Origin of the sequence: Kitasatospora sp. NPDC097691 (assembly GCF_040302665.1) — a bacterium.
In the GTDB taxonomy this organism is placed as follows: domain Bacteria; phylum Actinomycetota; class Actinomycetes; order Streptomycetales; family Streptomycetaceae; genus Kitasatospora.
Window position 1 is genome coordinate 25419 of sequence record NZ_JBEORY010000030.1, and the last position, 13717, is coordinate 39135.

General features: G+C 73.0%; 12 protein-coding genes. 4 read left to right on the top strand and 8 right to left on the bottom strand.

The genetic code is table 11. From position 1 onward, the window contains the following. Positions 1–548 precede the first annotated feature (548 nt). Together ABTY56_RS21610 and ABTY56_RS21615 are read left to right on the top strand one after the other, a co-directional pair. Positions 549–1787: a hypothetical protein gene (locus ABTY56_RS21610; protein ID WP_350630578.1), complete on the top strand. Its 1239-nt coding sequence runs from the start codon at positions 549–551 to the stop codon at positions 1785–1787. Positions 1788–2087: 300 nt separating this feature from the next. Then, positions 2088–2552: a hypothetical protein gene (locus ABTY56_RS21615; protein WP_350630579.1), complete on the top strand. Its 465-nt coding sequence runs from the start codon at positions 2088–2090 to the stop codon at positions 2550–2552. Positions 2553–2691: 139 nt separating this feature from the next. Here the strand turns inward: ABTY56_RS21615 and ABTY56_RS21620 are convergent, their stop codons facing one another. Then, positions 2692–3126 (bottom strand): hypothetical protein, encoded by a 435-nt coding sequence (locus ABTY56_RS21620; RefSeq protein ID WP_350630580.1) that lies wholly within the window; start codon positions 3124–3126, stop codon positions 2692–2694. A 266-nt stretch (positions 3127–3392) separates the two neighbouring features. Between ABTY56_RS21620 and ABTY56_RS21625 the strand changes: the two genes are divergently transcribed. Continuing rightward, entirely contained in the window at positions 3393–5159 is a 1767-nt protein-coding gene (locus ABTY56_RS21625) for an eCIS core domain-containing protein (RefSeq protein WP_350630581.1), read from the top strand. Positions 5160–5263: 104 nt separating this feature from the next. On the opposite strand, the gene ABTY56_RS21630 is transcribed toward ABTY56_RS21625, so the two are convergent. Further along, positions 5264–5677 (bottom strand): winged helix-turn-helix transcriptional regulator, encoded by a 414-nt coding sequence (locus ABTY56_RS21630; protein WP_350630582.1) that lies wholly within the window; start codon positions 5675–5677, stop codon positions 5264–5266. A 123-nt stretch (positions 5678–5800) separates the two neighbouring features. Between ABTY56_RS21630 and ABTY56_RS21635 the strand changes: the two genes are divergently transcribed. After that, a complete protein-coding gene (locus ABTY56_RS21635; protein WP_350630583.1) occupies positions 5801–6778 on the top strand; it encodes an NADP-dependent oxidoreductase in 978 nt (325 codons plus the stop codon). A gap of 45 nt (positions 6779–6823) precedes the next feature. Here ABTY56_RS21635 and ABTY56_RS21640 read toward each other — a convergent pair whose 3' ends face one another. From ABTY56_RS21640 to ABTY56_RS21665, 6 genes are all read right to left on the bottom strand, one after another. After that, a complete protein-coding gene (locus ABTY56_RS21640) occupies positions 6824–7636 on the bottom strand; it encodes a leucine-rich repeat domain-containing protein (protein ID WP_350630584.1) in 813 nt (270 codons plus the stop codon). Positions 7637–7771: 135 nt separating this feature from the next. Further along, positions 7772–8611, bottom strand: coding sequence for a DUF1295 domain-containing protein (locus ABTY56_RS21645; protein ID WP_350630585.1), 840 nt, complete (start codon positions 8609–8611; stop codon positions 7772–7774). Positions 8612–8737: 126 nt separating this feature from the next. After that, positions 8738–10039, bottom strand: coding sequence for a class I SAM-dependent methyltransferase (locus ABTY56_RS21650; protein WP_350630586.1), 1302 nt, complete (start codon positions 10037–10039; stop codon positions 8738–8740). After that, a complete protein-coding gene (locus ABTY56_RS21655) occupies positions 10036–10815 on the bottom strand; it encodes a DUF1365 domain-containing protein (protein ID WP_350630661.1) in 780 nt (259 codons plus the stop codon). The genes ABTY56_RS21650 and ABTY56_RS21655 overlap by 4 nt, the downstream gene beginning before the upstream one ends. A gap of 5 nt (positions 10816–10820) precedes the next feature. Beyond that, on the bottom strand, positions 10821–12209 hold the full coding sequence (locus ABTY56_RS21660; RefSeq protein WP_350630587.1) for an NAD(P)/FAD-dependent oxidoreductase: 1389 nt from the start codon (positions 12207–12209) through the stop codon (positions 10821–10823). Between the two features lie 148 nt (positions 12210–12357). Continuing rightward, entirely contained in the window at positions 12358–13341 is a 984-nt protein-coding gene (locus ABTY56_RS21665) for a MerR family transcriptional regulator (protein WP_350630588.1), read from the bottom strand. Between the last annotated feature and the right edge of the window lie 376 nt (positions 13342–13717).

The following is a 13717-nucleotide window of genomic DNA, read 5'->3' on the forward strand; positions in this document are numbered from 1 at the left end:
CCGGCCTGTGTCCGCCGGCTCTGCCGGGCCGGTGCGGCCGAGCGACTCGGCGGGCAGCGGGCAGCGGGCGGCGGGAAGTGGGCTGGCCGGCCATGCGGCCCGCGGTCCTTGACATCATCCCCCGGGCCCGGCTCCACCGGTCCCGGGGGATGATGTCATGTCATCGTGGCCGTCGCCGCGGAGAGTCGGGGCACCGGGCGGGAGTCGGTAGGCGGTTACGTCAACGGCGTTCGGGCGGGCGCCGCCCGAATCACCCTCGCTCTTTGTCGCCCGCGACGAACCGGCCGACCCTCCGGCGTGCACCCGCGTCCGTACTGTCGCCGGATCATCGGGCACCGGAGTGTGGCGCGGGGTGGCGTGGACGCGCCGCCCGGCGGCCTTCAATCCGCTGTCGGCCGATTGAAGTCCGAATGGGCCACGGGTTCCACCCGGGGGTGGGGATTCGGGGGCGATTGGCGGAGCATCGTCCGGAGTCGCATCTTTCGTGCACGCACTCTTGGGGTGGGTCCGACGGGCCCGACACATTCCAGTACTCAGGAGTACACACGATGCCTTTCCTGACGCCGACGGCCCGTATATCCGGATCGAAGACCGGAGCATTGTTGATGTCCGCCGGCTTCTCCTCTCCCGCCCGGTGCTCCCGCATGGCGGGCGTGGGACTGACTTGCGGCGCCGTCCTTATGGGCCTGTCCGCACCGCCTGCGCATGCCGCAGGCGGCCAGGGCTTCGGCCCGGGCGGGCAGTCCTTCACCGTCCCCGCCGGTGTCACCCGGATCGTCGTCGACCTCTGGGCCGGCGGCGCCGGAGGTGGCGGCGGTGGCGGCGGGAGCGCAGGAGGGGGCGGGGGCGGCGGAGGCGGCTCGCTGCTCAGCGGTGGCGGCGGCGGCGGGGGCGGGGGAGGGGGCGGCGCCGGGGGCAACGGTGGTGGCTCGGGAGGCGGGGGGCCCTATGTGCGGTGCCGTCTGGCGGTGAAGCCGGGCGAGAAGCTGACGGTCCAGGTCGGCAAGGGCGGCAAGGGCGGAAGCGGCGGCAGCGCCGGGAAGGGCGCGAATGGCGGGGCGGCAGGGTCGAGCCTCGGCACCTCGGGGGACGACGGCGGCAAGGGAAGGACCGGGGGCGCCGGCACGGCGGGAACGAACGGCGTCGAGACGGTGGTCAAGCGCGGGGGCGCCAAGATCGCCGTCGCGACGGCCGGCGTCGGGAACATCATCACCTCCAGCTGGGCGACCACCACCAACGCAGGCCACGCCGGGAACCCGGGCAGCGGCGGCCGGCACGGGACCGGCAACACGAAGGTCAGCGGCGCCGGAAAAGGCGGAGCGGGCGGTGCCGGGGGCAAGATCGGCCGGACGATGCCCACCGGACGGACGCTCGGACTGTTCGGATGCCTGGGGGCGTCATCGGAGCAGCTGGCTGCGGCCCTCGGTCCCATCAACTCGGGGAGCAATGCCGCTGCGGGATCCCAGGGAAAGTTCGGCGCGGACAAGGATGACCTCGGCGGCGGTTCCGGTGGGGCCGGTGGGGCGGGCGGGTTCGGCGGGGGCGGCGGAGCCACGGCCGTGACCCCGGCCAAGGGCGCGAGCGTCACACCCCCGGCCGGGACGGGCAACGGCGGCGCCGGAGGAAACGGCGGTGCCGGCGGCGCGGGAGGCCCGGGCGGCCGCGGAGGCGGCAGCATCACCAACAGCGGCAGCAACGCCGGTACACCCGGGGCCGCATCCCGCCAGGCCGCGGCGGGCGCCAACGGCTCCGCCGGCGGACCCGGCTATGCGTACATCAGCTGGTGATCCCACCCGGGACGCACGTCCATCGCGGCGATCACCGAACCGGTGGTGAAGTGGTCGCGCGGTGGCCCTGCCCGGCGGACGGCGACTGGCGGCGGTGTTCGCCGTGGCAACCGGTCCTGCTGCCGATGGTGCCGCCCGGCGCTGGCGAAGGGGTCACGTCGGCGACTCCGTACCGGCTGTGACGGGCAGTGGTACGGGAATCTGGCCGGTTCGGGGTCGGGCGTGTACGGCGCTTATCCGCTACGGCCGGATACCGCTGATCCGCACTCGGAGCCGGCGGTGCTTGCATAGCCTCTGCCCATGGAATGGTCACCGTTTGCGAGCACTGCCCTCGGCGCTGTCATCGGCGTCACGTCCACGCTCATCGCGGACCGGGTCAGGTGGCGGCGTGACCACCAGGACCGGCACCAGGACGCCAGGCGGGTGCTGTACGCGGAGTACCTCGCAGCGCTGTCGAGGACCTGGAACGAGATCCGCCAGGCCGCACGGAACGCCACGGCGCCCGCGGACGAGCGTGCTCGGGCCGCGGCGGAAGCGTTCAAGGCCGGGGGCGCCTACGAACTCCGGTACCAGGTGTCGATCACCGCGTCGGACGGCGTCGAACAGTCCTCCGTCGCAGCCTTCAGAGCACTGCGGGACCTGCGTGACCTGGTCGAGTCCGGCGTCGCGTACACCGAGCCGGAGTATCGGGAGGCCCGCCGGCACTGGGACCGGCTCTTCGGCGAGCTACGGCTGCGAATCCGCGCCGACCTCAACGGACCCTGAGCGCAGCAGGCCGGCGCCGCCCGCGTGCCCGGCGCCCGCGGTGCCGGCCGGGATCATGGGCAGCGGCGGGGAGGACTGCGAGTGCCGCTCCCGCTCCCGCGCCCGGCTGTGGCCGTTCGTCCGGGGCTTCTCGTCGGTGCTACCGGTGGGCCGCTTCCAGTACCTGTGTGACGAGGGAGACATCGGCCTTGGGGATCACGATCACGTGCTGCTCGTCGCCCGCCGCCAGGTCGAGGCGGGCCATCTTCGGGTGCGGTGTCTTCTGCTCCGACGGCGACAGCCGGAACGGACCCCGGAGGACGACGTTCTCGCGGGTGCGCTGGTTGCGCCAGGTCACCGTGTCGGCCGTGAGGTAGAGGTGGCCGGCCGCCGCGTGGGGAATGGTGCGTCCCTTGCCGATCGACAGCATCTTGACCGTGCCCAGCGTCGGGCTTGAGCAGAACACCTGCAAGGTGGTGCCTGCCCGGAGATCGGCCAGGTCCTTCTCGGTGCTCAGCCGCCGGATGCCGAACATCGAGAGAAGGGTGTCGGAGAGGGTTCTGGTTCCCGCGGCGCGGCGGATTTCGGTCGTCATGGCGCAGATCCTCTCAGGGACTGCCGGAAGGCTTGTGACCAGGGTGGTTCCCGAGATGCGGTGGAGCCGGCTGCGGGCTGCGAATCGCCCCCCGCCGGACAGCGTTGACCGGAACAAAGAACAGCCGTAGGACGGTGTCCGTGTTCGAGTGACGGGCAGCGTGTTGTGCCCGATCAGGCAGTACGGTCTGCCTTCAGGTCTCTGGTAGTGCCCTTTGCCGATCTGTTATTCAGGAGAATGTCCGTTTGCCGTGCGAGAGGGAGACCATGCACGCCCAGCACAGCACAACAACCAATGACGCCGAGAAAAGCCGTTCACCGGCCGGCAAGTCTGCACACCGGGCCGAATCTTCTCTCCTGGCCCTCCAGCGCAGTGTCGGCAACGCGGCGGTCGTCCAGATGCTCCACCGAGCCGGACCGCCAGGGGCCCAGGGGCGGCACCGGCAGGGCGACGACCACGGCCGCCGGCGGACCGAACAGGCCGTTCAGCGCTCCACCGTCCAGGAGGTCCTGCGCGCCCCGGGGCGTCCACTCGACCATGACACGCGCACCGAGATGGAAAGCCGGCTCGGCGCGGACTTCTCGGACGTCCGAATCCACACGGACGCGGCTGCGCAAGCCTCAGCAGCCGAAGTGGGCGCCCGCGCCTACACCTCCGGCCACCATGTCGTCATCGGTGACGGCGGAGGCGACAAGCACACCCTCGCTCACGAGCTCACCCACGTCATCCAGCAGCGCCGGGGCCCCGTCGCCGGAACCGACAACGGTACGGGGTTGAAGGTCTCCGATCCGTCCGACCGTTTCGAACGCGAAGCCGAAGCCAACGCCACCCGCGTCATGCAGCGGTCGGTCCTCCAGCCGGCGCGGACCGGGGGCGGAGCCGGCGGCGGCGCCCGCACCGGCGTACCGGTGCAGCGCGCGTCGGAGGAGGAGGACCGTCAGGCCGCCGAGGACCTCGCGAGCGCGGCACGCGAGCGCACCGAGCCTTGGGAGCGTGCGGAGTTCGAGCCCCACGACATGGAGATCGGCGCGGAGAAGACCGGTGTCCACATCGCCGGAGTCCAGGCGCCCACGGACGAGGTGATGGCGGACGGCGCCGCGTGGTCGGCCGTCGAGCTGGAGGAGAAGAAGAAGCTCCTGGGCGAGGCGATGGACACCGCGTTCCTCGAATGGAGTCGGCGGTACGACCCCGAGCACGTGTATATCTTCACCGCGCCGGAGTACTACTTCAGCGGCCAGGGCACCCACTTCCTGAGCGCGGACCAGGCGGCCGACGTGGACGAGTGGCTCGCCGGTCGCCTGGCGAGGCTGCCCAGCAACTACCTGGTGGTGCCGGGAACCATCGGCCGTCGGCGCGACCTCGACGAGCCCGAATCGAGCCGGGCGCGCACCGACCAGCGGGAGGGCCGGGAGCAGCTCCGGAACGAGGCGGAGGACGACGACAACTACTACGCCCTGGACATGGCAGAGGAGTTGCAGGACATCTGGGACCAGGGGCCTGCACTCGACGAGTCGGGCAACGTGACCGTGTTCGACAACTACGCACGTGTCTTCCAGGGCGGCCAGGATCCCAAGACCTATACGAAGCGTTTCGAGGCGCCGAGCCAGGGAGGCGCTCCGGACCGTTCGAAGGAGGAGATGAAGCAGGGATTCTTCGCCATCGGGAAGGAGAAATTCGAGACCACGGTGAAGGGCGTTCAGGTCCGGCTCGAAATATGCTCGGACAACGCTGCGGCGAGCCTGTGGACCGAACCGTACGAGGGTGTCCACATCCTGGTGGCGGCGAACTTCGGCAACGCGGGGGAAAGTCAGGCCGACATGCACGGGGACACCTTCGTCGTGGCCGACTCGGGAAAGGCCGAGCTGTTCGAGTCCGACAAGCCGCTTCCGCAGGCCAAGAACATCAAGGACGCCCGGTACAGCGCCGCCGAGCATCGGAAGATGACGAACAAGAGCGCGGAGGCGACCAGCAGGAAGGGCCCGGTTTCGCTGAACTTCTACCGCACGGCGACCCGGAAGCCCACCGCCCAGTAGCCGCCGCAGCCAAGGCGGTTCGGGTCGGGGCGCGTTGCTCGCCGGTGGCCTCGATCGCCGGTGGCCTCGATCGCGCCGACCCGGACGCTTGGCGACGGCGCTGCTCAGCGTGCGGGCTCGGGCTGTTCGGGGCGGGCGTCGAACGCGGCGCGGGCGCTGTGGATCAGGGCGGCGTGGTCGACGGCCCAGTCGGCGACGGCGGTGGTCAGCCGGCCGACCGAGTGCCCCAACCCGGTGAGGGAGTACTCGACTCGCGGGGGGACGGTCGGGTAGACGGTCCGCTCGACCAGGCCGTCGCGTTCCAGGGACCGCAGGGTCTGGGTGAGCATCTTCTGTGTCACCCCGTCGAGCTGGCGCCGCAGTCGGCCGAACCGCAGCGGCCCGTCCGAGCGGCGCAGCGCGGCGAGGACGTACAGGGACCACTTGTTGGCCAGCACTTCCACGACGGTGCGCGAGGGGCAGTCGCGGCGGTACGTCGCGAGGAGGTCGGCGGGGTCGCGACGCGAGACGGTATCCATGAGGTACCTGAATACCATTCAGGTACCTACTTCACAAGAGATACCGCCGGTGGCCAGGATGAACACGCCGCGAGGCGCCGGGAGCGGCCCGGTGCCCGCCGCCACCGACCTCAGGAGGTCCCCATGGACAGCGGTATGCGTACGGTCGTGGTCAGCGAGTACGGCGGCCCGCAGGTACTGCAGCCGGCCCGGCTGCCGGTGCCGGAGCCGGCCGCCGGCGAGGTCCTGGTCCGGATCGAGTACGCCGGCGTCAACCCGGCCGACTGGCGGATCCGCTCGGGAGAGGTACGCCGGTTCGGGACACCGCCGTTCACGATCGGCCTCGACCTCGCCGGCACCGTCGAGGCGGTCGGCCCCGGCGCCGACCGGTTCCGTCCCGGCGACCGGGTGTTCGGGGTGACGATGCCGCCCCGCGGCTCCTACGCCGGGTACGCGGCCGTCCCCGAGTCCCAGCTGGCCGCCGCTCCTCGACTCGGCGGCCTGCGCCACGCCGCGGCCCTCCCGGTGGCCGGCCTGACGGCCTGGCAGGCGCTGGAGCGGGCCCGGACGGTGCGTGAGGGCGCCCGGGTGCTGATCCACGGCGCGGCGGGCGGCGTCGGCCACCTGGCGGTCCAGCTGGCCAAGGCGCGCGGTGCCCACGTCACCGCCACCGCCCGCGCCGCCAACCACGCGTTCCTGCGCGCACTCGGTGCGGACGAGATCCTGGACTACACCACGGCCGACGTCGCCGCCGCGCTCGCCGCCGCCGACCGGCAGGTGGACGCCGTGATCGACCCGATCAGCGGCGGCCTCGGCCTGCGGTCACTGGAAACGCTCCGGCCCGGCGGCGTCCTGGTCGACGTGCGCGGCACCGGCCCTGACCGCACCGCCCTGCGCGCCCGCGCCGCCCACATCGGCCGCGAACTGGTCGAGTTGGCCTTCACCCCGTCTGCCCCGGACCTGGCCGCCCTCGCCTCACTCGTCGACCGGGGCCTGCTCCGGGCATCCGTGGCCCGCACCCTCCCCCTGGAGCAGGCCGCCGAGGCCCACCGCGCCGGCGAATCGGGCCGCAACCGCGGGAAGATCGTCCTGTCCGTCGGCCCCGGTACGGCGGGCGCCTGACGGCCGGGCCGACGCGGACACCTTGGCGGCCCGCGTGGCGGCGGGTCAGGCGTAGTCGGCGGTGGGCTGGGAAAGGCCGGGGCCACCGGCGTGCGGGGTCTGGACGTAGCCCTCCGGCGGCTTGGGAAGGGCCTGCAGGCAGGATGCGGAGCAGGCGTTGACCAGAAGCGGCAGGACGTCGGTGGCGACTCGCAGGGAGATCCACGCCTGGTGGATCTCGGCCCCTTCCAGCGATCGGTCACACACGCTGCAACCACGAACTGCCGTGGTACCCCAGTGCCCTGGGTCGACGTCGTCGAGGCCGAGATCCGTGGTCACCACGCGGGCGGGCTGGAGCGGGGGGAACGGTGGGCGGAGCTTCTCGTTGCCGTACAGTGCGCGCGTGCTCACGGTGCTGCGCTTCAGACTCGCGCATCGCGTCAGCTCGTACGGGAACCAGTGCAGCCGGTAGGACGTGTACGGGGTGAACTCCTGCAGGCTTTCCATGGCGCCGATCTCCGGAGGGATCCGAACCAGGTTGCTGCCGTAGAGGGTGAACTCCTTGACGGCGGTGAGCTTGGCGATGCTGGGAGGCAGGGTGACGATCTGGCGCCGCTCTTCGAGGCTCATCTCCGCCAGCGGTCGGAACACCTCCCGTCCGTCCGCGGCAGCTTCCTCGATCAGCGCAAGGAGGTGCTGCCAGGCCTGCGACGACGTGTCCTGCCGCTCATGGTGGAAGCGCACCCGCCGTCGGTTGCTCACCCGGCCCTGGTCGAAACAGGTGCACACGCCCCGGTAGGAGGCGCTGCCGCCCGGGGCCGGGTTCGACGTGTCGTTCCACCCGGTGGTGTGGTGGCCCGGCTCTGCTTCATTCGTCATGGCACACACGATACGAAGTCGCAGGCGAGCCGCATAGGTTGGGGTTACGGCTCCCGGGGCCGCGGCGGACGAGCGGGTGCGGACCACCGGTGCGGCTGTCCGGCGCGTCCTGGGTGAACAGGGCGATGGGGGCGGTCATGGGCGGGGCCTCGGAGGTGGTGCGGGCCGGGTGGTCGGGTGTCGGCGTGGTGGCAGGGGCACGAAGCCGCTGGTGCGGGCGGCGTAGTCGGCCCATCCGGGGCGCTCCGCGCCGAGTTGGCGTTCCAGCATCGGTTTGCCGCTGCCGAAGGCGAGCAGCCAGGTCATCAGGAGTGGGCTGAGGACGAAGGCCCAGCCGACGGGGGTGTCGGCGGCGAGCAGGAACAGGCCCCACCAGACGCAGGCGTCGCCGAAGTAGTTGGGGTGGCGGGTGTAGCGCCACAGACCGCGGTCCATGATCCGGCCGTGGTTGGCGGGGGCGGCCTTGAAGCGGGTGAGCTGCCAGTCCCCGACCGCCTCGAAGAAGAGGCCGAACGTCCACAGCGCGGTGCTCGCCCAGGCGAGCGTGCCGAGCGGGCGGGGAACGTACTGGGCGGCTTGGACGGGCAGGGAGACGAACCAGACGAGGGCGGCCTGGAGGAGGTAGACCATCCGCAGGGCGTACCGGGTGCGGGCGGGGCCTTCGGGTGCGCGGGAGAGCATCCGGGCGTAGCGAGGGTCCTCGGGGGCACCGCGGGCGCGCCACCAGATGTGCCCGGACAGCCGCAGGCCCCAGACGGTGACGAGGACGGTGGCCAGCAGTCGGCGCCCGGGGGCCCCGTGGCCGTCCGAGAGTGCGTAGCCGCTCAGCGCCACAGCGGTGAACGCGAGGCCCCAGGCGACGTCCACGCCGCGGTGGCGCCCGGTGCGCACGCCGACCGCGAACGCGGCGAGGAGGACGGCGAGGGCGACGGCGGCGGTGACGGCGAGGTTGAGTGCGAAGGCGGCGGCGTTCACGGGATGTCCTCGTACGAGTGGGTGGGCCGGACGGTGGGCACGGTCATCGGGGCGTCGGGTGAGGATCCGCTCCACGCCGCTGCGCCCGCAGGTGGTCGGGGGGTGTACGGCCGGGGGCCGTGCCGGTCAGGGCCGCCGCGTCCGTGCCGGCGCCTCGTCGCGGGTGAGGAGGATCTGGTGGACGTCGAGGTAGCCGGTGCGGAACCCGGCCTCGGAGTGGGCGAGGTAGAGCTCCCACATGCGCCGGAAGACCTCGTCGAAGCCGAGGGCCGCGACCTGCGGCGACCGTTCGGTGAAGCGTTCGCGCCACAGGCGCAGGGTCTCGGCGTAGTGCGGCCCGTAGGCGTCGGCGCGGGTCATCCGCAGCCGGGTGTGGCGGGCGGTGCTCTCCTCGATCGCCCGCAGGGACGGGATGAGGCCGCCGGGGAAGACGTACTTGAGGATCCACGTGTAGGTGCGGCTGCTCGCGAGCATCCGGTCGTGGGGCATGGTGATCGCCTGCAGTGCGACCCGTCCGCCTGGCGCCAGGACCCGGTCGAGGGCGTGGAAGTACTCCGGCCAGAAGGGGCGCCCCACGGCCTCGATCATCTCGACGCTCACCACGGCGTCGTACTCGCCTTCGGCGGCTCGGTAGTCGCACAGCCGGACCTCGGCCCGGTGGGCCTGGCCGGCGTCGGCGATCCGGCGCCGGGCGAGGGCGAGCTGTTCCTCGGAGAGGGTCAGGCTGACGACCCGGGCGCCGCGGGCGGCGGCGCGCAGGGCGAGTTCGCCCCAGCCGGTGCCGATCTCCAGCAGCCGGACGCCGGGGCCGACGCGGGCCAGGTCGAGCAGCCGGTCGATCTTGCGGTGCTGGGCGGCGGGCAGGCCCTCCCGGGTCGCGACCGGTCCATGGCCGGGGCCGGTGGGGAAGAGCGCCGAGGAGTAGGTCATCGTCGGGTCGAGGAACAGGGCGAACAGGTCGTTCGAGAGGTCGTAGTGCCGGTGGATGTTGCGCCGCGCGTTCGCCGCGGTGGACAGTTCCTCGTCCGGCGGGCGCCGGACGTAGAGTCGGCGCAGCCAGTGTGTGCCGCTGGGCACCAGGGTCTCGGGGGCGGTGGCGAGTTCGGTGAGGAGCGCGACGAGATCGGGGCTGTCCCAGTCGCCGGCCTGGTACGCCTCGCCGAAGCCGATCAGGCCGCCCTCGCCGACCCGGTGGAGGAAGGCCTGCGGGCGGTGCAGGCGCAGGACCGGTGCGTCGGGCGGGGCGGGCTGCAGGGTACGGCCGCCGGGGAGTTCGATGCGCAGGCCGCGCCGCGAGGCCACCCGGCGCAGCAGGCGTGCGGCGACGGCCGCGCGCAGCGGGGCGTTCGGCACCCGGGCGACGTCCGGCCAACGCGCGGGGTCGACGGGGAGGGCCGGCGGCGCTGCCGGGGGGACCGTGGTCGTCATGGGGTGGGCACCTCTTCCGTGGGCGTGGGGTTCTCGGCGGGCCGGGACGGACCGGTGGTCGGACGGGGGTGGACGGGCAGTCCGCTGAGCCACAGACGGGCGCCCTGGTAGCGGATGTGCAGGCTGACGGCCCAGGTGGCGAACGGGTGGGTGGCCGCGGCGCGCAGCAGGGCGGCGGGGCCGGCCGGCCGCGCGGTGCCCCGGACGGTGGCGGTGAAGGCGCGCCCGCCCCGGCGTTCCAGGTGGATGGTCAGGTGGAGCCGCTGCCCGGGTTCGGGCAGCACCATCCGGTAGCGGCCGTCGACGGGGAAGAAGGGCGAGACGTAGAAGTCCTTGACGCTCTCGCCGCGGCCTTCGGGGTCGGGGGGCAGCAGGTAGCGGTGCCGGCCGCCGTAGGTGTTGTGGACCTCGGCGACCGTGCACAGCGGGCTGCCTGCCTCGTCGCGGCACCAGTACACGGTCAGCGGGTTGAACACGTGGCCGAGCGAGCGGGCCTGGGTCAGCATCAGCACCTGGCCCGGGCCGAGCCGTACGCCGTGGCGGGCGAGGTAGCGCTGCAGGTCCTGGCGGATCGTCGGTGCCCCGCCGGTCGGGTCGAGGGTGTGGTCGTGCGGCCGGAACCGGGCCAGCGGCCGCAACGGCCTTGGAACGGGCGGGAGTCGGTCGAGGTCGACCAGCCACAGGTAGCCGCGGTGCCGGAACGACCGTCGCCGGGGTGTGGTGCGTACGTGCGTCGTGACGGTGTCGTAGAGGACCGCGCCCCACGGTCCGGGCAGGGTGGTCACGGCACGCTCACCCCGAGCAGGGCGTGGGCGGCCTCGACGCCGGAGCGGCAGCCGTCCTCGTGGAACCCCCAGCCGTGGTAGGCACCGGCGAACGCGGTGCGGGCGGTGGTGAGTTCGGGCAGCCGGCGCTGGGCGGCGACCGTGGCTGCGGTGTAGACCGGGTGCTCGTAGACGGTGCGGGAGAGCACCAGCTGTTCCGGGACCGGGTTGCCGCGGTCCTCGTTGAGGGTGACCAGGTAGTCGTCGGCGGTGTCCAGGTGCAGCAGCCGGTTGAGGTGGTAGCTGACCCGGACCCGGTCGGAGGGGGCGGTGCAGTGGGGCATCCGGTAGTTCCACGATCCGCGCGCCGCCCGCGCGGAGGGCAGCACCGTCGGGTCGCGGTGCAGCACCGTCGGATTGCGCGAGTAGGTGAAGGCGCCGAGGACCTCGAGCTCGGCGTCGGTCGGGTCGACGAGCAGGCGCAGGGCCTGGTCGGCGTGGGTGGCGACCACCATCGCGTCGGCCTCGGTACGGCGTCCGTCCCCGGAGACCACGGTGACGCCGTCCGGGTGCCGGCGCACCGCACGGACGGGGGTGGACCGGTGGACGACGGTGAGCCGCTCGGCGATCTTGTCGACGTAGGTGCGGGAGCCTCCGACGACGGTGCGCCAGGTGGGTGAGCCGGTCACGGAGAGCAGGCCGTGGTTGTCGAGGAACGCGAAGAGGTAGCGGGCCGGGTAGTCGCCCGCCAGGTCGGGGGCGCAGGACCACACGGCGGAGACCACCGGGGTCATGAAGTGGCTCACGAAGTACGGCGAGAAGCGCTCGGCGGTGAGGAAGTCCCGCAGGCTCGGGTCGCCCGCTCCGGGGTCGGCGAGCAGGCGGCGCGCCCGCCGGTGGAAGCGCGGCACCTCGGCGAGCATCCGCAGGTACCGGCCGCGCGCCAGGGCGTCGGGCCCGGCAAGCAGGCCGGCCGGTCCCCGTGCGCCCGCGTACTCCAGACCGCAGCCGTCACAGCGGACGGACATGCTCATCTCGCTGTCCCGGGTGCGGACGCCGAGCTCCCGGAACAGCCGTACCAGGTGGGGATAGGTCCGCTCGTTGTGCACCAGGAACCCCGTGTCCAACGCCAGTGTCCGCCCGTCCCGAGCGGTCGCGTGCTGGGTGTGGGCGTGGCCGCCGAGCCGTCCGTCGGCCTCGAACAGCTCCACCTCCACGCCGGAGCGCGACAGCGTGTACGCCGCGGTGAGTCCCGCCACGCCGGAGCCCACGACGGCCACCCTGCGCGGACCTGCGCCGCCGGCAGCCGCGGCCACGGACCGGTCGGTGACGACGGCCGGGGTGGTCGTGAGGGCCGGGTCGGTGGAGATGGCCGGGTCGGTGGAGACGGTGTCGAACATGGTCACGAGAGCCCTCCCGAGGGGCCGCGGCGCGGCCGCAATGTCGTTGCACCCAACCTTCGGAACCGGCTCGGGCATGGATTGGCCCCGCTTCCGGTGTGAGGAACTCGGTGTGAACGGACTCGGTGAGAACGGTGCGCGGTGACCCCGATGTTCAGCCCGTGACCGCCCGTTCCAGGAGGTCGACGGCGGCTGCGAGGGTGCGGGGAGTGGCAGTACCCGCCGGCGGCCGGGCGCGGGCCCAGCCGGGACCGGCGCACACGACCAGCGCCCGGCTGCGGGAGCCCTGCGGACCCCACGTGCTTCGGCACACCCGGCGCGCCAGCTCGCGGTCCGCGGTGTCCCGGCCCTGGGACCAGATCATCACCGCACCCGGGCCGATCCGGTGGACGGCGTCGAGCAGCGCCCGCGGCGGGACGGCCGCGCCCAGCATCCGGAAGGGAAGGGCGCGCTCCGTGAGCGCGGCGGCCGTGGCCTCCAGCGGAAGGGTGTGCTGCTCGGCGGGCGTCGCCACCAGGAGAACGGGCCGGACGGGCCGGGTGGCGAGGGCCTTCACCGCCACGCCGCGCAGGGCGCTGGAGACGTGCCACGACAACAGGTGCTCGACCTCCACGTACTGCTCGCCGTCGGCCGCCCACTTGCGGCCCGCTGCCCGCAGGGCGGGCATCATGACCTCCGTCCATGCGTCGATCACCCCGAGTGCCCCGACCGCTTCGCGCAGGATCCTGTCGACCTCCGGCGCATCGAGGCGTACCGCCGCCCGGGCCAGGCCCCGGCACTCGGGGCGTACCGTGCCCACCCGCAGGGCACGGCTTCCGCCCGGTCCGCGACCGGCGAGGACGCCGCCCGGCTCTGCCGTTCCAGGCTCCGGACCGGCGGCGGACCGGCTGCTGTCACGGCTTGCGGCGCGGCGCCCGGCCAGCGCGGCCCGGGCGGCTTCGGCCGGCGGTACCCCGCGGGCCGTCAGGCGGCACATGGCCTCCAGGACGGCGATGTCCCCGCGGCTCCAGCGGCGATGGTGCCCGGCCTCACGGTCGGCCGGGCCGATGCCGTAACGGCGTTCCCAGGAGCGGACCGTCATGGGTGACACGCCCAGGCGCCGGGCCACGCCTCCGGTCGGCAGGCCCACGTCCTCCATGGGGTCCTTCGCTCCCGGTGGGCCGCCGCCGCGCGGTCCGGCATCGAGAGTCATGGCTTCCTCCCGCGTTCGGTGTGGCCCGGGCTCATGCGCAGGAGGGTTCGACCCGGGCCAGGAGCGGCACGAGCCGACCTGACGTGAACTCACGACCGCGCTCCGGGTCGTGACCGCGTTCCGGCTCACGACCGCGTTCCGGCTCCGTCCCGGTCCCTCCGGCGTTGCCGGTGGAACGATGCCTCCATGGTCGCCCTCCCGGCGCCTTCCGCCCAGTCGCAGCGTTTTCGCACCGTCGCGCGAGACCCCCGGCCGTACGTACCGGTTCGGTGCTCACCAGCCTGAGGTATCCGGGCCGCCCTTGAACGCAATGCCGTTGCCC

Excerpts from the sequence above, each read along its gene's own strand:
- ABTY56_RS21625 (WP_350630581.1), top strand. The coding sequence starts at position 3,393 with ATGCACGCCCAGCACAGCACAACAACCAATGACGCCGAGAAAAGCCGT.
- ABTY56_RS21665 (WP_350630588.1), bottom strand. The coding sequence starts at position 13,341 with ATGGAGGACGTGGGCCTGCCGACCGGAGGCGTGGCCCGGCGCCTGGGC.
- ABTY56_RS21635 (WP_350630583.1), top strand. The coding sequence starts at position 5,801 with ATGGACAGCGGTATGCGTACGGTCGTGGTCAGCGAGTACGGCGGCCCG.
- ABTY56_RS21620 (WP_350630580.1), bottom strand. The coding sequence starts at position 3,126 with ATGACGACCGAAATCCGCCGCGCCGCGGGAACCAGAACCCTCTCCGAC.
- ABTY56_RS21615 (WP_350630579.1), top strand. The coding sequence starts at position 2,088 with ATGGAATGGTCACCGTTTGCGAGCACTGCCCTCGGCGCTGTCATCGGC.
- ABTY56_RS21650 (WP_350630586.1), bottom strand. The coding sequence starts at position 10,039 with ATGACGACCACGGTCCCCCCGGCAGCGCCGCCGGCCCTCCCCGTCGAC.
- ABTY56_RS21640 (WP_350630584.1), bottom strand. The coding sequence starts at position 7,636 with ATGACGAATGAAGCAGAGCCGGGCCACCACACCACCGGGTGGAACGAC.
- ABTY56_RS21610 (WP_350630578.1), top strand. The coding sequence starts at position 549 with ATGCCTTTCCTGACGCCGACGGCCCGTATATCCGGATCGAAGACCGGA.
- ABTY56_RS21630 (WP_350630582.1), bottom strand. The coding sequence starts at position 5,677 with ATGGATACCGTCTCGCGTCGCGACCCCGCCGACCTCCTCGCGACGTAC.